16 protein-coding genes are annotated in these 18364 nt (G+C 70.7%); 9 read left to right on the top strand and 7 right to left on the bottom strand.

Going from position 1 to position 18364, the window contains the following annotated elements; genetic code table 11:
* Window positions 1-78 precede the first annotated feature (78 nt).
* Window positions 79-243: a hypothetical protein gene (locus tag ACWDTS_RS11570; protein ID WP_450118221.1), complete on the bottom strand. Its 165-nt coding sequence runs from the start codon at window positions 241-243 to the stop codon at window positions 79-81.
* A 46-nt stretch (window positions 244-289) separates the two neighbouring features.
* On the opposite strand from ACWDTS_RS11570, the gene ACWDTS_RS11565 reads away from it, so the two are divergent.
* Entirely contained in the window at window positions 290-1972 is a 1683-nt protein-coding gene (locus ACWDTS_RS11565) for a PHA/PHB synthase family protein (protein WP_450118220.1), read from the top strand.
* Window positions 1973-2096: 124 nt separating this feature from the next.
* On the opposite strand, the gene nadC is transcribed toward ACWDTS_RS11565, so the two are convergent.
* From nadC to nadA, 3 genes are read right to left on the bottom strand one after another with little or no spacing between them, the layout of a single operon-like run.
* The gene (gene nadC, locus ACWDTS_RS11560) at window positions 2097-2963 is read right to left on the bottom strand and encodes a carboxylating nicotinate-nucleotide diphosphorylase (RefSeq protein ID WP_450110478.1); all 867 of its coding nucleotides are present in this window, start codon (window positions 2961-2963) and stop codon (window positions 2097-2099) included.
* Window positions 2964-2966: 3 nt separating this feature from the next.
* Entirely contained in the window at window positions 2967-4538 is a 1572-nt protein-coding gene (locus tag ACWDTS_RS11555) for an L-aspartate oxidase (protein ID WP_450118219.1), read from the bottom strand.
* The gene (nadA, locus tag ACWDTS_RS11550; RefSeq protein WP_197255389.1) at window positions 4535-5566 is read right to left on the bottom strand and encodes a quinolinate synthase NadA; all 1032 of its coding nucleotides are present in this window, start codon (window positions 5564-5566) and stop codon (window positions 4535-4537) included. Before nadA ends, ACWDTS_RS11555 begins: the two co-directional genes overlap by 4 nt.
* Window positions 5567-5646: 80 nt before the next feature.
* On the opposite strand from nadA, the gene ACWDTS_RS11545 reads away from it, so the two are divergent.
* Window positions 5647-6357, top strand: coding sequence for an NUDIX hydrolase (locus ACWDTS_RS11545; protein ID WP_450110480.1), 711 nt, complete (start codon window positions 5647-5649; stop codon window positions 6355-6357).
* Here the strand turns inward: ACWDTS_RS11545 and ACWDTS_RS11540 are convergent.
* Window positions 6320-6883 carry a radical SAM protein gene (locus tag ACWDTS_RS11540; RefSeq protein WP_450118248.1) on the bottom strand — a complete coding sequence of 188 codons (564 nt, stop codon included), beginning with the start codon at window positions 6881-6883 and terminating at the stop codon, window positions 6320-6322. The genes ACWDTS_RS11545 and ACWDTS_RS11540 overlap by 38 nt on opposite strands.
* 364 nt (window positions 6884-7247) lie before the next feature.
* On the opposite strand from ACWDTS_RS11540, the gene ACWDTS_RS11535 reads away from it, so the two are divergent.
* Entirely contained in the window at window positions 7248-8996 is a 1749-nt protein-coding gene (locus tag ACWDTS_RS11535; protein ID WP_450110482.1) for a cutinase family protein, read from the top strand.
* 105 nt (window positions 8997-9101) lie between these two features.
* Here the strand turns inward: ACWDTS_RS11535 and bsaP are convergent, their stop codons facing one another.
* Window positions 9102-9299, bottom strand: coding sequence for a biotin synthase auxiliary protein BsaP (gene bsaP / locus ACWDTS_RS11530; RefSeq protein WP_197256707.1), 198 nt, complete (start codon window positions 9297-9299; stop codon window positions 9102-9104).
* A 1-nt stretch (window position 9300) separates the two neighbouring features.
* Entirely contained in the window at window positions 9301-10314 is a 1014-nt protein-coding gene (gene bioB / locus ACWDTS_RS11525; RefSeq protein ID WP_197256709.1) for a biotin synthase BioB, read from the bottom strand.
* A 120-nt stretch (window positions 10315-10434) separates the two neighbouring features.
* Between bioB and ACWDTS_RS11520 the strand changes: the two genes are divergently transcribed.
* From ACWDTS_RS11520 to ACWDTS_RS11495, 6 genes are read left to right on the top strand one after another with little or no spacing between them, the layout of a single operon-like run.
* Window positions 10435-11061, top strand: a complete 627-nt coding sequence (locus ACWDTS_RS11520) for a TetR/AcrR family transcriptional regulator C-terminal domain-containing protein (RefSeq protein WP_450110483.1) — start codon at window positions 10435-10437, stop codon at window positions 11059-11061.
* 42 nt (window positions 11062-11103) lie between these two features.
* Complete coding sequence (locus ACWDTS_RS11515) at window positions 11104-12399, top strand: SWIM zinc finger family protein (RefSeq protein WP_450118218.1); 1296 nt, start codon at window positions 11104-11106, stop codon at window positions 12397-12399.
* On the top strand, window positions 12396-13865 hold the full coding sequence (locus ACWDTS_RS11510) for a DUF5691 domain-containing protein (RefSeq protein WP_450118217.1): 1470 nt from the start codon (window positions 12396-12398) through the stop codon (window positions 13863-13865). The genes ACWDTS_RS11515 and ACWDTS_RS11510 overlap by 4 nt, the downstream gene beginning before the upstream one ends.
* Entirely contained in the window at window positions 13862-14965 is a 1104-nt protein-coding gene (locus ACWDTS_RS11505) for an ATP-binding protein (RefSeq protein ID WP_197256717.1), read from the top strand. The genes ACWDTS_RS11510 and ACWDTS_RS11505 overlap by 4 nt, the downstream gene beginning before the upstream one ends.
* Window positions 14923-17178 carry a DUF5682 family protein gene (locus ACWDTS_RS11500; RefSeq protein ID WP_450118216.1) on the top strand — a complete coding sequence of 752 codons (2256 nt, stop codon included), beginning with the start codon at window positions 14923-14925 and terminating at the stop codon, window positions 17176-17178. The genes ACWDTS_RS11505 and ACWDTS_RS11500 overlap by 43 nt, the downstream gene beginning before the upstream one ends.
* Window positions 17175-18332, top strand: coding sequence for a VWA domain-containing protein (locus tag ACWDTS_RS11495; protein WP_450118215.1), 1158 nt, complete (start codon window positions 17175-17177; stop codon window positions 18330-18332). The genes ACWDTS_RS11500 and ACWDTS_RS11495 overlap by 4 nt, the downstream gene beginning before the upstream one ends.
* Window positions 18333-18364: the final 32 nt, after the last annotated feature.

The following is an 18364-nucleotide window of genomic DNA, read 5'->3' as shown; positions in this document are numbered from 1 at the left end:
GGTCCGCACCGACGGTGCGCCTTCAGGGACTTGCGTTGCTGTGATGGATGTTTCGTGGTCACGATGGATGTTTCGTGGTCACGCGGATTGGGCATCGCCGAGATCGCACCCTGATGCTGTCGATATCCATTCGTACACCGCTGCTTCCGTCGTCCGGAACGTCGCGCCGAGCTCCTCCGCGTCGAGATACATACTGCTTGAATGTGCTGTCTTGTAATGCAATTCGATATCGTCGGCCGCCACGGCACCTATGCGGTGCGACAATTCAGGTGTCGAAGGGAGACCCGCGATGACCCAGACACGACCCGTGATCAGGGACGACGTCGAGGAATCGATCGGCGGTGGCGAGGACGTCGCACCCCCTGGGCTCGGGATGGCCCTCGGCGCCCTGGCCGATGTGTTCGGCCACGGACGGACAGTGGCCCGGCACAGCGCCGCGTTCGGCAAGGAACTGGCGAAGATCGCCGTCGGCCGGTCGACGGTGGCCCCGGCCAAGGGCGATCGCCGGTTCGCCGACCCGGCATGGGATACACACCCGGCCTACCACCGCCTCGAACAGACCTACCTGGCGGCCACGGGCGCCGTCGACGGCGTGGTCGACGACGTCGGCCGCGCGATCGACGCGCGCCGGGCGGCCGAGGCCAAATTCGCAGCCGACATCCTCACCGCGGCTCTGGCCCCGACGAACTACCTGTGGACCAACCCCGCGGCACTGAAGGAAGCGTTCGACACCGCCGGACTCAGTCTGGTGCGCGGCACCAAGCATTTCGTCACCGATGTGATCGAGAACCGGGGCATGCCGTCGATGGTGCCGCGCGACGCCTTCACCGTCGGTAAGGACCTCGCGGTGACCCCGGGAGCGGTGGTCTCCCGCGACCCGGTCGCCGAGGTGATCCAGTACACCCCCACCACGACCACGGTGCGCAGCCGGCCGGTGCTGGTGGTGCCGCCACCGATCGGCCGGTACTACTTCCTGGACCTGCGGCCGGGACGCAGCTTCGTCGAGTACAACGTCGGCCGGGGCCTGCAGACCTTCATGCTGTCGTGGCGCAATCCCAGCGCCGAGCAGGGCGACTGGGACATGGACACCTACGCCGCGCGGATACTCCGGGCGATCGACGAGGTGCGGGAGATCACCGGCAGCGACGACGTGAACCTGATCGGGTTCTGCGCCGGCGGCATCCTCGCCACTACGGCGCTCAACCATCTCGCCGCTCAGGGCGATGACCGGGTGCACAGCATGGCGTACGCGGTGACGATGCTCGACTTCGGTAACCCGGCCTTGCTCGGCGCGTTCGCGCGCCCCGCGCTGGTCCGGTTCGCGAAGGGCCGCTCGCGCCGCAAGGGCCTGATCAGCGCCCGGGACATGGGCTCGGCGTTCACCTGGATGCGTCCGAACGATCTGGTGTTCAACTACGTCGTCAACAACTACCTGATGGGACGCACCCCGCCGGCGTTCGACATCCTCGCCTGGAACGCCGACGGCACCAACCTGCCCGGCGCCCTGCACGGTCAGTTCCTCGACATCTTCCGCGACAATCTGCTCGTCGAGCCGGGCGGGCTCACCGTGCTGGACACGCCGGTGGACCTGAAGTCGATCACCGTGCCCACCTTCGTCTCCGGTGCCATCGCCGATCACCTGACCGCGTGGCGCAGCTGCTACCGCACCACCCAATTGCTCGGCGGCGACACCGAGTTCGTGCTCAGCTTCTCCGGGCACATCGCCAGCCTGGTCAACCCGCCCGGCAACCCCAAGGCCCACTACTGGACCGGCGGCACACCGGGCCCGGATCCGGACACCTGGCTCGAGCACGCCGAACGACAGCAGGGCAGCTGGTGGGAGGCCTGGGCGGACTGGGCAATCGCCCGCAGCGGAGAGGAGACCGCCGCACCCGCCGCACCCGGCAGCGACCGGTATCCGCCGCTCGAGGCTGCCCCCGGCCGGTACGTGCGCGACCTTCCCGCCGACTGACCACCGGCCTGCACCCTGCATCAGGACAGCGGCCGCGGTGCCGAGCTCTCGTCACCGCGGCCGACTCCGCTCACTTCGCCTGGCGCGGAGGAAGATTCGCGCCGGATCGACGCCCGAACCGGTGTTACATGTCCAGGCCGAGATCGAGGACCGTCACCGAGTGCGTGAGCGCCCCGACCGCGAGGTAGTCGACGCCGGTGCGCGCGTAGTCCGCGGCGACCTCGAGGGTCAGCCCACCGGACGATTCGAGCCGGGTCTGCGGCGCGTGGGTGTTGCGGCGCTGCACCGCGATCTGCGTCTGCCACACCGGGAAGTTGTCGAGCAGGATCAGCTCGGCCTTCTCGGCGAGCACCTCGTCGAACTGTTCGAGGCTGTCCACCTCGACCTCGCACGGGATGCCCGGGGCGTGCGCACGCACCGCGCGCAGCGCCGCGACCACCGAACCGGCGGCGGCGACGTGGTTGTCCTTGATGAGCGCCTCGTCGCCGAGACCCATGCGGTGGTTGACGCCGCCACCGACACGCACCGAGTACTTCTGCAGGGCGCGCATCCCGGGCAGCGTCTTGCGGCTGTCGCGGATCTTCGCCTCGGTTCCGGCGACCGCGTCCACCCAGTGCGCGGTCGCGGTGGCGATGCCGGACATGTGGCACATCAGGTTCAGCATGGTGCGCTCGGCGGTGAGCAGGCCCCGCGTCGGCGCCTCGACGGTGAGCACCGGCTCACCGGCCTGCACCCGATGCCCGTCCTGGACCCGGTCGAGCACCTGGTAGTTGCCGTCGCCGATCACCTCGTCGAGGACCATCAGACCCACGTCGACGCCGGCGATCGTGCCCGGCGAGCGCGGCACCACCGCCGCGGCCGCGACCGCGTCCGCCGGCACCGTCGCTTCGGACGTGACGTCGGCGCCGTAACGCAGGTCCTCGTCGAGCGCGACCCGGATCAGGGTGAGGATCTCTTCGCGGTCGAGGCCTTCGGGCAACTCGGTGGCCATTGTCTAACGCACTCCTGTCAGGTCGGGGATGGTCAGGGCGACGTCGCCGTCGACCAGGCGGATCTCGAGGCTGCGCGCCTGCGCCGGATCGGTGTCGGGGCAGTCGCTGCGGGTGTGGCAGCCGCGGCTCTCGGTGCGGGCGCGTGCCGCGACGAGCAGCGCGTCCGCGGTGACGGTCAGCGCGGCGTCCTCGAGCGCGGTGGCGTCGGCGCACAGGGCGTACTCGGCGTCCAGGAGGCCGGCCTGGGCCGCGGCGAGCCCGGCGTCGTCGCGGACGACCGGGGCGTGGCGCGTCATCAGGGCCTGCAGGGTCGCGCGGTCCGCGCGCCGCCGGGCCGGCAACGTCGCATCGGTCGCTTCCACGCGCAGTCCGGCGCGTTCCTCGGCGGCGGCGTGCCCGGCGCGTTCGCCGAGCACGAGCCCTTCGGGGAGGCTGTTCGACGCCAGCCGGTTCGCACCGTGCAGGCCGGTGCGGGCGACCTCCCCCGCCGCGTACAGGCCGGGCACCGCGGTGCGGCCGTGCACGTCGGTGACGACGCCGCCGCACGAGTAGTGCGCGGCCGGCGCGACCGGGATCAGGTCGTCGGCCGGGTCGAGACCGACGGCCAGGCACGAGGCGGTGATCGTCGGGAACCGCTCGGCGAAGCCGTCGAGGTGCCGGGAGTCGAGGAACACGTGCTCCTCCCCCAGCACGGCGAGCCGCTCGGCGATGGCACGGGAAACCACGTCGCGGGGTGCGAGATCACCGAGCGGGTGCACGCCCGCGGTGATCGAGGCGCCGCGGGAATCGACGAGGCGTGCGCCCTCACCGCGGACCGCCTCGCTGATCAGCGGGCGCCGGCCCTCGCCGCCCCGCGCGTACAGCACGGTCGGGTGGAACTGCACGAATTCGACGTCCGCGACCGCGGCACCGGCGTGCAACGCCAGTGCGATGCCGTCGGCGGTGGCACCGGCCGGATTGGTGCTGCACGCATACAGCTGGCCCAGCCCACCGGTGGCGAGCAGCACGGCGGGGGTGTGCACGACGCCGAGGCCGCGCTCGTCGAGGACGAGGACTCCGGTGACGCCGCGCGCATCGGTGAGGATCCGGGCGGCCGCAGCCCCGAACAGCACGGGCAGGCTCGCGGCGTTGAGCGCGCGCTGCACCTCCATGCCGGTGGCGTCGCCGCCGGCGTGGATGATGCGCCGGGTCGAGTGCCCGCCCTCGCGGGTGCGGGCGACGTCCCCGTCGCGGCCGCGGTCGAAGACGGCACCGAGATCGGTGAGCGCGGCGACGGCGTGCGGGCCGGCGCTGACGATGGAACGGACCGCGTCCTCGTCACACAGGCCACCACCGGCGGCGAGGGTGTCGGCGACGTGCGAGTCGACGCTGTCGCCGGTCGGGGCGACCACGGCGATGCCGCCCTGCGCGTACTGGGTGGAGGTGTCGGTGGGGCCGCCCTTGCTGAGGGTGAGCACGGTCAGGCCGCGCCGCGCGGCCGCGCGGGCCGCGGTCAGTCCCGCAACCCCGCCGCCCACGACCACCAGGTCGGCGCGGGCCTCCCAGCCCACGCCGACCCCCGTAGGCGTCGTCACTCGCCGCCGCCGGGATTGCCGATGGCGATCATCCGCTGCACGGACAGGCGGGCACGCTCGGCGACGGCCGGGTCCACGTGCACCTCGTCCTTGCCCTCGCGCAGGCAACGCAGCAGGGAGGCGGGGGTGATCATCTTCATGTACGGGCAGGAGGCGCGGTCGTTGACGGCCTGGAAGTCGATGCCCGGTGCGGCCTTGCGGAGCTGGTGGAGCATGCCGACCTCGGTGGCGACGAGGACCTGCTTGGCGCCGGTCGCGCGCGCGGCGTCGATCATGCCGCCGGTCGAGAGGATCTTGACCTTGTCGTCAGGCACGAAGCCTTCCCCGGCCAGGTAGAGGGCGGAGGTGGCGCAGCCGCATTCGGGGTGGACGAACAGGTCCGCGTCCGGGTGCGACTTGGCCTGGGCGGCCAGTTCCTCGCCGTTGATGCCGGCGTGGACGTGGCATTCGCCGGCCCAGATGTGCATGTTCTCGCGGCCGGTGACGCGCTTGACGTGGGCACCGAGGAACTGGTCGGGCAGGAACAGCACCTCACGGTCGGGGTCGATGGAGGCGACGACGTCGACCGCGTTCGAGGACGTGCAGCAGATGTCGGTCAGGCCCTTGACCTCGGCGGTGGTGTTGACGTACGAGACGACGACGGCGTCCGGGTACTCGGCTTTCCATTCGCGCAGCTGATCTGCGGTGATCGAGTCCGCGAGCGAGCAGCCGGCGCGCTCGTCCGGGATCAGCACTGTCTTGTTCGGGCTGAGGATCTTCGCGGTCTCGGCCATGAAGTGCACGCCGCAGAAGACGATGGTGTCCTCCTCCGCCTCGGCAGCGATGCGCGAGAGCGCGAGGGAGTCACCGACGTGATCTGCGATGTCCTGGATGGCAGGCAGCTGGTAGTTGTGCGCCAGCAGCGTCGCGTTGCGCTCGCGGGCCAGCCGACGGACCTCCTCGGCCCACTCCGGCGTCGCGTCGATGCCGGCGTAGCCGCCGGGGCCGTCGACGATTGCGGCGGCTCCCGCCCACTCGATCGTGGTCATGGACTGGCTCCTTCGTGCAATCCGGGGCGGGCTGCGCCCGGATTTCCGTATTCGGGGGTTTTCGACTTAGGATCGAAAACATGCCACATAGTAACACTCATCACGAAGTGCTCATCGTGGTGTTCCAGGTTCGCCACTTTCCGGCCACCCCCGAGAACCCCGCAACCGGGCCGGAACTGGCGGTTCTGCTCTGGCAGCGGGCCCTGGATCCGGAGGCCGGGACCTGGTCGCTGCCCGGTGGGCAGCTGCGCGACGACGAGGACCTCACCGCCTCTGCGCGCCGCCAGCTCGCCGAGAAGGTGGATGTGCGCGAGGTCTCCCATCTCGAACAGTTGTCGGTGTTCTCCGCCCCCCACCGCATCCCCGGCCCCCGTACCATCGCGTCCACCTATCTCGGCCTGATACCGAGCACGTCGGATCCGCAGTTGCCCGACGACACCGCCTGGCATCCCGTGGCGCACCTGCCGGAGACGTCCTTCGACCACGGCGTGATGGTCGACAACGCCCGTGCCCGCCTGGCGGCGAAGCTGTCCTACACGAACATCGCATTCGGGCTGGCCCCCGCGGAGTTCGCCATGTCGGAACTGCGCGACATCTATTGCGCCGCACTGGGTTACCAGGTCGATGCGACGAACCTGCAGCGAGTTCTCAAGCGCCGCAACGTGCTGACCGCAACCGGCACGACCGCCCCGCCCGGACGCACCGGGGGCCGCCCCGCCGCCCTCTACCGGTTCACCGACTCACGCCTGCGCGTCACCGACGAATTCGCCGCCCTGCGCCCGCCCGGCTGAGATGGATCGCGCCGGATCGAACATCCGGGCGCGGTGGATGATTCGAGACCGCGCACCGAGGCTTCGATCCTCGGAACCCCGCGGTGTCGTTGTCGATCGCCAGTACCGCCGCACGGGTCGGCACCTTCCGTTCGATCAGCCGGCGCAGGTTTCCGGTCGTGCGCCGATGGCTCCCCCGAACCTGTGTGACGGTGTCGTGGACCGCGGGATCGTCCGAGTAGACCGAGGTGGCGAAATGGATTCCGTTGGCTGTGTAGAATTCGAGGGTCGCCTCGTCGAGCCGCGTGAGGTTGGTGAACACCTCGACGAAATCGAATCCGACGTCGACACTCCGGCGCAGCAGCCGGCCGAATGCCGGATTGAGCTGCGGCTCCCCTCCGATGAACTGAATTTTCCGGCGGCCGAGTGCATACGCCTCGGCCGTGATCCGCGGCCACGCCTGCCCGATGGTGAACCAGATCTCACAGTCCGGAGCCGTCCGGGCTCTCCCAGCAAAACCAGCCGGCCCAGAGACTTTCGGCGGCACGGAGAAGGGCGCTCGGGTCGGGTTGTCGTCATCGGCCACGGATTCGTTCCTCCCGTGCAGTATTCGACATGCAACGGTCGGTGCCACGACAAAATCGAGATGCAGAGCCCGCGGTAGCCATCAGGCCACACCGCGTAGCCCTCAGGGAACATTGGGCGCGTCCGACATCCTACGAGTCGAAGCCACAGGGCCGCTGCGTTTTCGCTCATTCGCCCGCAGCCGGCACCACCTGGTACCGGACACAGATCGGCGACGCGGCCCACGGAAATGTAACGCCGTCGCCGGGGCAGCCGACATGCCCTGTGACGCGGGGGCACCCCATTGCGGGGTGGTCGATGGGTGACCACAACCGGATTGGACGGATATGGCAGAGCAGACGGCGTCGCACCGACGGCGGATCGCAGCGGGCCTGGCGGCCCCGGCAGTGTTGGGAGTGGCGGCGCTGGTAGCGGTCGCCGTGACGGGGACCGACACGCCGGTCAGAACGGACACCGCTCTGGTCGCGATGACCAACGAATGCCACGACATGGTGAGCATCGCCATCGGCGGCCGGACCGACACCCCGCGCACCGGTCAGCACGCAATGCTCACCACGCCCGACGGCACGACGCTGCCCGCCGCGATGTCCGGGGACTACAACAGCCCCTGGGTCGACCCGGTGGTCAACGCCCCGCGCGACGCCGGCAAGGACTACGCCGCGTTCTACGTCGAATATCCAGCGCACATGGCGACCTACGAGGACGCGGTCGAGACGGGCGTCGACAACGCCCAGACCGTGATGAAGGCGATCCGCGCCGAGTGCCCGAACACGCAGTTCGCGATCGTCGGATACAGCGAGGGCGCCGACGTGGCCCGCCGCGCCGCGATGGAGATCGGCAACCAGAAACCGAACGAGGACGGCTCGTACGACATCGTCGACCCGAACTACGTGGTCGGTGTCGTCATCCTCGCCGACGCCGGCCGCACCGCGGGCGAGGGTCCGTTCCCCGGCGCGCAGGATCCGTTCCGCAATCCCGACGGATACGACCGCCCCTACCAGTCCGGGAACACGAGCGCCGACGGCAGCGGCATCGCGACGGACACCAGCGGCAGCTTCGGCGCGCTGGACGGCAGGATCGCCTCGTTCTGCTCCGAGGGCGACTTCACGTGCGACGCCCCGGAGAACATCGCTCTGCTCCAACTCGCCTCGAACGTCGGCCGGCAGCTCAACATCGACCGGATGCAGGACGAAGGCCTCACCCTGGCGACCGGCCAGGACCTGGCCGTCACGGTCGGCCGCGTCGCGATGCTCGCGTTCGCCGACATCCAGGCGCAGGGCAACTGGATGCAGTCCGACGAGACCTTCCTCGACGTGCTGATCAAGGTGTCCGATCCCAGCTACACGCCGACCCAGCCGACGGACGTCGCCGCCGACACGGAGCTGAAGCTCAGTGCGGCGGAGAACCTGGTGTATCTGCCCGCGAAGGTGCGCAACGAGATCATCGGCTTCATCGCGGACAACGCGAACACCATCCCGGTCGCGCTGAGCGATCCCTACCAGCAGACCCTCGGCGAGGTCAGCGGACACCACTTCGACTACTGGCGCGACGCGGACGCGGCGAACGGCAAGCCGCTGACCTCGGCCGAATACGCCGCCCAGTGGCTCACCCACCTGGCCGAACAGGCCGACAAGGGTGAACTGCCCAAGTCCACCGCGAAGAGCGCCTCCGCGGACGCGCTCGCGGTGACCGCGGAGACCACCTCCGAGACCACGACGAGCACCACGACAACCCCGGGCACCGACGCGGTGACCACCGAGCCCGGGACCACCCCGGCCGGCACCACCGCGTCCACCGCGGGAACCACCACCACGGGAACGTCGGATGCCGCCCCGGCGCCGGTCGCCGACACCGCTGTGGCACCGGCCGCCACCGATCCGGCGGCAGCCTCCCTGACCGCGACCCCGGAGACGGTGACCGAAACCGCCACGACCGGGACCACCACGACCGAGACCACCACGTCCGGAACCACCACGACCGAGACGACGGAGACCGCACCGGCCACGTCGACGACGACCCGCACCACGACCGTCGCTCCCACCACGACGACCCCGGTTCCGCCGCAGCAGCGCTGAGCGGAACGGCAGCGCCGCACCGAACGACGACGAGGCCCGGAGGGTTCTTCCCTCCGGGCCTCGTCGCATGTTCAGCGCAGTCGCATGTTCAGCGCAGTCGCACGCTCAGCGCTGCTCGTCCTGGGCCGAATCGATCGTGCCGTGGCGGGAGCACCGCGCCCACCATCCGTCCGGGGTGATCTGGACGATCATCCGGCGGCCGCACTGCGCGCAGAAGCGCGGCGGTTCGAGGCCGAGTTGCGCGGCACGCGGCCGGACCGGCTCGGCGCCGTCGAGCTCGGCGCCCGTGAACGGATCGAACATGTCAGAAGCTTTCGCTCAGGGCCTTGATCGGCATCTTCAGCTCGCCGAGCAGATCCAGATCGGATTCGGCGGGGCGTCCCAGCGTGGTGAGGTAGTTGCCGACGATGACGGCGTTGATGCCGCCGAGGATGCCCTGCTTGGCACCCAGGTCGCCGAGGGTGATCTCCCGTCCGCCGGCGAATCGCAGGATGGTGCGGGGCAGCGCGAGCCGGAACGCGGCGACCGCGCGCAGGGCGTCGGCCGCGGGCAACACGTCCAGGTCGCCGAAGGGCGTGCCGGGACGCGGATTGAGGAAGTTCAGCGGCACCTCGTCCGGGCCGAGTTCGGCGAGTTCGGCGGCGAACTCGGCGCGCTGCTCGAGCGTCTCCCCCATCCCGAGGATGCCGCCGCAGCACACCTCCATACCCGCTTCGCGGACCATGCGCAGCGTCTCCCACCGCTCCTCCCAGGTGTGGGTGGTGACGACGTTCGGGAAGTACGAGCTGGAGGTCTCGAGGTTGTGGTTGTAGCGGTGCACACCCATCGCGGCGAGCTGGTCGACCTGCTCCTGGGTGAGCATGCCCAGCGAGCACGCGACCTGGATGTCGACCTCGTTGCGGATGGCCTCGACACCGGCGGCAACCTGCGCCATCAGCCGGGCGTCCGGGCCACGGACCGCGGCGACGATGCAGAACTCGGTGGCTCCGGTCTTGGCGGTCTGCTTGGCGGCCTCGACGAGGCTAGGGATGTCGAGCCACGCGGAGCGCACCGGGGAGGCGAACAGCCCCGACTGCGAACAGAAGTGGCAGTCCTCGGGGCAGCCGCCGGTCTTGAGGCTGATGATGCCCTCGACCTCGACCTCGGGTCCGCACCACTTCATGCGCACGTCGTGCGCGAGGGTGAGCAGGTCCTCGAGCCTCTCGTCGGGCAGCTGCAGCACTTCGAGGATCTGGTCGCGGCGCAGACCGTCACCGCGGTCGAGCACCTGTTCGCGGGCCACCGCGAGGATGTCGGTGGGGGCGAGTGCCTTGGTCACGGCGGATCTCCTGGAGTATCGGGAACAAACTTGAACACCGTTCACTTGAACAGCGTTCAGGTTAGGGCGGTGGTCGACTACTGTCAAAGGGGACAAGCACGGAACAGAGGGAGCGAACAGGTGCAGTTGCGACGCGGCGACGTCCTCGACGGCGCCATGGCGATCCTCGACGAATACGGTCTCGGCGACCTGACGATGCGCAAGCTCGCCGGATCGCTCGGCGTGCAGCCGGGCGCCCTGTACTGGCATTTCCCCAACAAGCAGACACTGCTCGGCGCGATGGCCGACCACATCCTCGAGGGCGTGGACGCCCCGCCGAGCACCGAATCGTGGGACGAAGCCCTCGCCGAACTCGCCCACCGCTTCCGCGCCGCACTGCTCGCGCACCGCGACGGCGCCGAACTCGTCGCCTCCAGCTACGCGTCCCGGCTGACCACCTCCCGCGCCCGCGACAGTTTCGTCGCCGTCGCCCAGCGCGCGGGGCTGTCCCGCGCGCACGCCGAACTCGCCGGCTACGCGCTGCTGCACTATGTACTCGGCCACACCGTCGACGAGCAGTCGCGCCTCCAACTCGCGGAATTCGGCGCGCTCACGCGGTCCCCGGTCTCCCCCGACGTGACCACCGAAACCCCCGCTACCTCCGACGACGACCTGCTCGACGGCGATCCGGCGGTCCGGTTCGACTTCGGTCTGGATCTGCTCGTCGACGGCATCCGGCGCCGGCTCGACGAACACGTCACGCACTGACGGTTGGCGTCCTGTCGGACCCCTCCCGTACGTTGCTCCGACGTGACGACACCCTGGTCCCCCGCTCAGATCGCCGCGGCCGCCCCCGACCGTTCGTCGGAGACGGCGGCGCGCGGGCTGGCGTCGAAATGGACGGAGACCGGACGCAGCGACCGCGCCCTGTGGGGTGTGTGCCGCGGCAGCGGCGCGAGCAACTACCTGGCTTCGGTGGACCTGACCGGGCCCGCCTACCGGTGTTCGTGCCCGAGCCGGAAGTTTCCGTGCAAGCACGCCCTGAGCCTGCTCATGCAGTGGTCCGCGGGGTCCGTCCCCGAAGGGTCCGCACCCGACGCCGTCACCGCCTGGCTGAAGAGCAGGACCGAAAAAGCCGAAAAGGCAACGACTTCCGAGGATACTCCTCCGAAGGAAACCGACCCGGCCGCGCTGCAGCGCCGCCTCGAACGGGCCGCCGCGGGACTCGAGGATCTCGATCGCTGGCTCACCGACCGCATCCGCCACGGACTCGGGTCCGTCGACCACGGCTACGCCACCTACGACGAGATCGCCGGACGCATGGTCGACGCGCAGGTGCCCGGCGTCGCCGGGGCACTGCGGACGCTGCCGTCCGTCGTCGCGACCCACGAGGACTGGCCCGCACGGGTGCTCGGTGAATACGCGCGCCTGCACCTGCTGATCCGGGCCTTCCGGAGCCTCGCGGAACTGCCCGAACCGCTGGTCCGATCGGTCTACACGCACCTCGGATTCCCCACCAGAACGGACGAGGTGCGCCGCGAACCCGCGGTCCGCGACCGCTGGCAGGCGGTCGCGAGCCGCACAACCGAGGACAACCGCATCTACACCCGCAAACTGTGGCTGCGCGGACGGGACACCGGACGATGGGCGGTGGTGCTCGATTTCTCGCACGGCACAACACGATTCGACGCCGAGGCGCCGGTGCCCGGCACCCTCGTCGACGCCGACCTGCACTTCTATCCCGGGGCCGCACCGTTGCGCGCGCTGATCGGCACCCGGCACGCGGCACCGGAACCCTTCACGACCCTGCGGGCGACGGATTTCGACGCCGCACTGAGCGACTACGCCGGCGCGCTCGGCGCCGATCCGTGGATCCGCTCGTGGCCGGTGCTGCTCAGCGCCGTGACACCCACCCGCATCGACGACCGGTGGTGGCTCGTCGACCGGGCCGACCGCGCCCTGCCACTGGCCGGTGATCTCGACAGCCGCTGGCGTCTGCTCGCGGTGTCCGGCGGCCTCCCGGTGACGGTGTGCGGCGAGTGGGACGGGCATGCCGTGACACCGGCCTCGGTGTTCGAGCCGGGCCAGGAGGCGGTCGCCCTGTGAGCACGCACGGACTCGAGACCCTGACCTCGGCGGCGTTGCTGGGCACCGCCCGGACCGAACCCGATTTCGCCGCGCTGCACACCCACGACGCGGCAGCCGCCATCGTGGCCCCGCCCGAGCACCGCCTGCTCGGTGCCGCGGCACTGGAACGCGCGTTCGTCGCCGCCGGATCCGTTCCCATGACGCGCCCGCTGCCCGAGCCCGCCGCCGACGACGACCGGCCGCTGCTGCCCCCGGCGGCAGGCGAACGACTCCGTGCACTGCTCACCGTGCGATCCGACCTGATCGGCGAATGGCTCGATGCCGCACAGGGTTTCCGCGCCCCGCACGGCATCGTCGTGGACCTGCTCGAGCGCGCCTCGGCGCTCGACGAGGAGCTGCGGGACAAGCTGCTCGTCCTGCTCGGGCCGCGCGGCCGATGGCTGGCGCAGCAGAATCCGCGCTGGTCCGATCTGGTCGCGCCCGACACCGACGATCCGTCCGTGTGGCAGCACGGCGCCGCGGCCGCCCGGCGCCGCTGGTTCCGGGCACTGCGCGCACAGGACCCCGCCTCGGCGACCGAGTTGCTCGCCGCGTCGTGGAGCACCGAGACGGCCGCGAACCGCCAGAACCTGCTCACCGAGCTCGCGGCCGGGTTGGGTGCGTACGACGAGGACCTGCTCGACACCGCGCTGGACGACCGCAGCCGCAAGGTCCGCGACGTGGCACTCGACCTGCTGCGCCGGCTCCCCGAGTCCGCGTTCGGCCGCCGCCTGACCGAGCGTGTCCGAGCCTGGGCGCGCGTGCACGGCGGCGCCGTCGAGTTCACGATCCCGGACGTGCTCGACGCGGAAGCGATGCGCGACGGTCTCGACGATCCGCTCCCCCGTGCCGCCGAGGCGGCACGCGCCGACCGCGCGTACCCGGTCGAGGAGGCCCGCGACCGGGCCCGGGTGTGGGCGCTGGCGGCGTCCGCGCCGCTGTCCGCATGGCTCGCGCCCGGCATGCGGATCGGCGACGTGCTGGACCTCGAAGTGAGCGAACACCTGCGGGACGTCCTGCGGCACGGCCGGGAGACCGCCGTCGATCATCAGCGCGACAGCGCCTGGGCCGCCGCGCTGCTGCCGCGCGAGGACCGGGCCGGCCTCCGGGTTGCCGAACACGCACCTCGGGACGTGCTCGTCGAGCACCTGCGACGCATGTCCGCCCGGCAACTGCTGCTCGTCGACGACATCGCCGCGCTGCCCGCACCGTGGCCCGCCGACATCGCCCGGAAGGTTCTGACCGTCCTCTACACCGCCGCGGCGCCGACTTCGCACAGCTTCCGGGCGCTGACCGACCTGCTCGCGCGCCGCGCCCCGTTCGAACTGGTCGACCTGTTCGACGACGCCGCCACCCGCACCGACGACCTCGTCCGGCTCAATCGCTTCGCGACGGCCGCCGACATCCTGAAACTTCGCCGAACCCTTCACGAGGAGTTGAGTTGACCGACACCGTCATCGACGAGCCGAACCTGCTGCGCCCGCACGCGGAGCAGCAGTACGCGCACGAACTCGCCGCGCTCGCCCGCGTCGACGATCGTCCGCGGCCGCCGTCCTGGCAGCTGTCGCCGTGGGCGGTCGTGACGTACCTGCTCGGCGGGGAACTGTCCGACGGCACCGTCGTCAGCCCCAAGTACGTCGGGCCGCGTCGGCTCATGGAGGTGGCGGTCGCGACCCTGGCCACCGATCGCGCATTGCTGCTGCTCGGTGTACCCGGCACCGCCAAGACCTGGGTGTCCGAGCATCTGGCGGCGGCGATCTCCGGAACCTCCACGCGTCTGGTGCAGGGCACCGCCGGCACCGCCGAGGAAGCGGTCCGCTACGGCTGGAACTACGCGCGGCTGCTCGCCGAGGGTCCCACCCCGGCCGCGCTGGTGCCGTCCCCGGTGATGACCGCGATGCGCGACGGCGCCGTCGCCCGCATCGAGGAACTGACCCGCATTCCCGCCGACGTGCAGGACGCGCTGATCACGATCCTGTCCGAGAAGACGCTGCCCGTCCCCGAGCTCGGCATCGAGGTGCAGGCGGCCAAGGGATTCAACGTCATCGCCACCGCCAACGACCGCGACCGCGGTGTCAACGACCTCTCGTCGGCGCTGCGCCGACGGTTCAACACCGTGGTGCTGCCGCTGCCCGCCAGCGAGGACGACGAGGTGGAGATCGTCGCGCGGCGCGTCGCCCAGCTCGGGTCCGCACTGGAACTGCCGCAGGTTCCGGCGGCGGCCGACGAGATCCGGCGCGTGGTAACGGTTTTCCGGGAGCTGCGGCGCGGCGTGACCAGCGACGGCCGCACCAAGCTCAAGTCGCCGTCGGGCACCTTGTCCACCGCGGAGGCCATCTCGGTGGTCACCAACGGGCTCGCCCTGTCGGCCCACTTCGGGGACGGCGTGCTGCGCTCGGCCGATGTCGCCGCCGGCATCCTCGGTGCCGTGATCAAGGATCCGGTCGCCGACACCGTCGTGTGGGACGAGTACCTCGAAGCCGTCGTCCGCGGCCGTCCCGAATGGGCCGACTTCTACCGTGCGTGCCGCGAGGTCGCCGGGTGAGTGTGACCGCGCAGGTCCGGGTGCTGGGCATCCGGCACCACGGACCGGGCTCGGCACGCGCCCTGCTGCGCGCGCTCGCCGAGTTCGAACCGGACACCGTGCTCATCGAGGGCCCCGCCGACGCCGATCCGCTGGTGACGCTGGCGGCGTCCGAGCAGATGCGCCCGCCCGTCGCGCTGCTCGGCTACGCGAGCGGTAATCCGGCGACGGCCGCGTTCTGGCCGCTGGCCACGTTCTCCCCGGAGTGGCAGGCACTGCAGTGGGCGATCCTGCACGACGCGGACGTCCGCTTCTGCGATCTGCCGGCGACGCTGAGCCTCGCGGCGGACCGGCCGGCCGGTGAGCAGGGTCCGGATCCGCTGGACGCGCTCGCCGCGGCCGGCGGCTACGACGATTTCGAGCAGTGGTGGGACGCCGTCGTCGAATCCCGTACCCGGCACCGAGACGACACGAACATCGAAAACGGCTGTCACGCAGACGGTTTCGATGCCATCACCGAAGCGATGGCTGCGCTGCGCGAGACGATGGAGATCGACGAGCACACGCTGCGACGCGAAGCGCACATGCGCCAGGTGCTGCGCGCGACCGTCAAGGCCGGGGCCCAGAAGGTCGCGGTGGTGTGCGGGGCGATGCACGCTCCGGCGCTGTCCGGCAAACTCGGGCCCGCCGCACCCGACGCGCGACTGCTCAAGGGCCTGCCGAAGATCAAGTCGTCGCTCACGTGGGTGCCGTGGACGCACTCGCGGCTGGCGGCGGCCTCCGGATACGGCGCGGGCATCACCTCGCCCGGCTGGTACCACCATCTGTTCACCCACCACGACCACACGATCGAACGGTGGTTCACTCGGGTCGCGCGGGAACTGCGCCGCGAAGACCTACCGGTCTCGAGCGCACACGTCATCGAGGCCACCCGACTGGCCGAGGCGCTCGCCGCGCTGCGCGAGCGCCCCCTGCCCGGCCTCACCGAGGTCACCGAGGCGACCCGGTCGGTGCTGTGCGACGGCGACGACGTGCTGCTCGACCTGGTGACGCGGCGACTCGTCGTCGGCGAGGCGCTCGGCGAGATCCCCGACGACACCCCGACGGTTCCTCTGGACGCGGACCTGCAGGCCCGGTCGAAGACGCTGCGGCTCAAGAGATCCGCGGCCGACAAGAACCTCGACCTGGATCTGCGCAAGGACAACGACCTGCAGCGGTCGCGGTTGCTGCACCGCCTCGCGCTGCTCGGCATCGACTGGGCGAAGCCGACGACGAGCGCGGTCCGTTCCACCGGCACCTTCCGCGAGTCGTGGACGCTGCGGTGGGAGCCGGAACTCTCCGTCGCCGTCGTCGAGGCCTCGCGGTGGGGAACGACCGTCGAATCGGCGGCGCACGCGGTGGTCCTCGACCGGGTGAGTCGCCCCGACGTTTCCCTCGGTGCGGTCACCGAGACGCTGGAGAAGGCGCTGCTCGCCGACCTGCGCACAGCGATCCCCGATGTGCTGTCCGCGGTCGATGCCGCGGCCGCACTCGATCACGACGTGCTGCACCTGATGTCGGCGCTGCCGGCGCTGATCCGCACACTGCGGTACGGCGATGTCCGGGGCACCGACCTGACCTCGCTCGCGCACGTCACCGACGCGTTGCTCGCGCGGATCTGCGCCGGCCTGCCCGCGGCGGCGACCGGCCTGGATGCCGATGCCGCGGACGCGCTGCGCAAGGCCGTCGACGAGGTGCACACCGCGATCGCCGTCCGCGACGACGCGGACACCACCGGGCGGTGGCTCGCCGCCCTCCGGGTGATCGCGGACCGCGACGACGTCGACGGCATCCTCACCGGCAGGACCGTGCGACTGCTGCGCGACATCGGCCGGATCGACGAGCACGAAACCGCGCTGCGGGTGTCGCGGGCACTGTCGGTGGGCAGCGATCCGGGCGCGAAGGCGCGCTGGATCGACGGATTCGTCGGCGGCGGCGCGGTCCTGCTCATGCACGACCGCGACCTGCTGCGGTTGATCGACGACTGGGTCTCGGCACTTCCCGCACAGGATTTCGTGGACGTGCTGCCCGTGCTGCGCCGCACCTTCGGCTCGTTCGCTCCCGCCGAGCGCCGCACGCTCGGCGCGGTGGTGCGTGGCGGCGAGCGGACCCACGGCAGCGTCGCCTCCGTCGATGCCGAGCGCGGGGCCCGCGCCGTCCGCACCACCGCACTGATCCTGGGAGTTCCTGCGTGACAACATCATCGGACGAGACGGAACGGCTGCGTCGCTGGCGGCTGCTGCTCGGCGAAGCCTCCGAGGACTCCACCGGCGGGCTGAGCTCCAGCGACGACGAGGCGATGGACGGTGCCCTCGCCGCTCTCTACGATCGCAGCGATCCGGATCCGAGCGGCCGGCGCAGCGCCGGTCTGGGCGGTTCGGCGCCGCGGGTCGCGCGCTGGCTCGGCGACATCCGCGCCTACTTCCCCACCTCGGTGGTGCAGGTCATGCAGCGCGACGCGATGGAGCGGCTGGGGCTGACGCAGCTGCTGCTCGAACCGGAACTGCTCGACGCCGTCGAACCGGACGTGCATCTCGTCGGCACATTGCTCAGCTTGAACAAGGTGATGCCGGAAACCACCCGCGCGACCGCGCGGATGGTCGTGGAGAAGGTGGTGCGCGAGATCGAGGAACGCATCGCCCAGCACACCCGGTCCGCGGTGACCGGTGCGCTGAACCGGGCGGCGCGGACGTCGAATCCGAAGTTGCGCGACATCGACTGGGATCGCACGATCCGCGCGAATCTCGCGCACTATCTGCCGGAGTACCGCACGGTGGTGCCGCAGCGGCTGATCGGGTACGGCCGGCGCTCGCAGGCCGTGCAGCGCGACGTGGTGCTGGCGATCGACCAATCGGGGTCGATGGCGTCGAGCGTGGTGTACGCGTCGGTGTTCGGGGCGGTGCTCGCGTCGATGCGGGCGCTGCGCACGTCGCTGGTCGTGTTCGACACCGCGGTGGTGGATCTGACCGACAAGTTGTCCGATCCGGTGGAGGTGCTGTTCGGCACGCAACTCGGCGGCGGCACCGACATCAACCGCGCGATCGCGTACAGCCAATCGCTGATCACCCGGCCCACCGAGTCGCTGTTCGTGTTGATCTCCGACCTGTACGAGGGCGGGATCCGCGCGGAGATGCTCAGCCGGATGGCGTCGATGCGCGACGCCGGGGTGCAGGTGGTGGTGCTGCTGGCCCTGTCCGACGACGGTGCTCCGGCCTTCGATCGGGAGAACGCGGCCGCGCTCGGTGCGCTGGGAATCCCGGCGTTCGCGTGCACACCCGACCGGTTCCCGGAACTGCTGGCGCTGGCGCTCGAACGCGGCGACGTCGGGCGGTGGGCGCAGTCGCTGTAAGACACAGCGGCCCCACCACGTCACGCCATGAT

The sequence above is a fragment of the Rhodococcus sp. NPDC003383 genome (genome assembly GCF_053589115.1).
The sequence above is the reverse complement of the archived record's forward strand: the minus strand, read 5'-3'. Positions and strand labels throughout refer to the sequence as shown.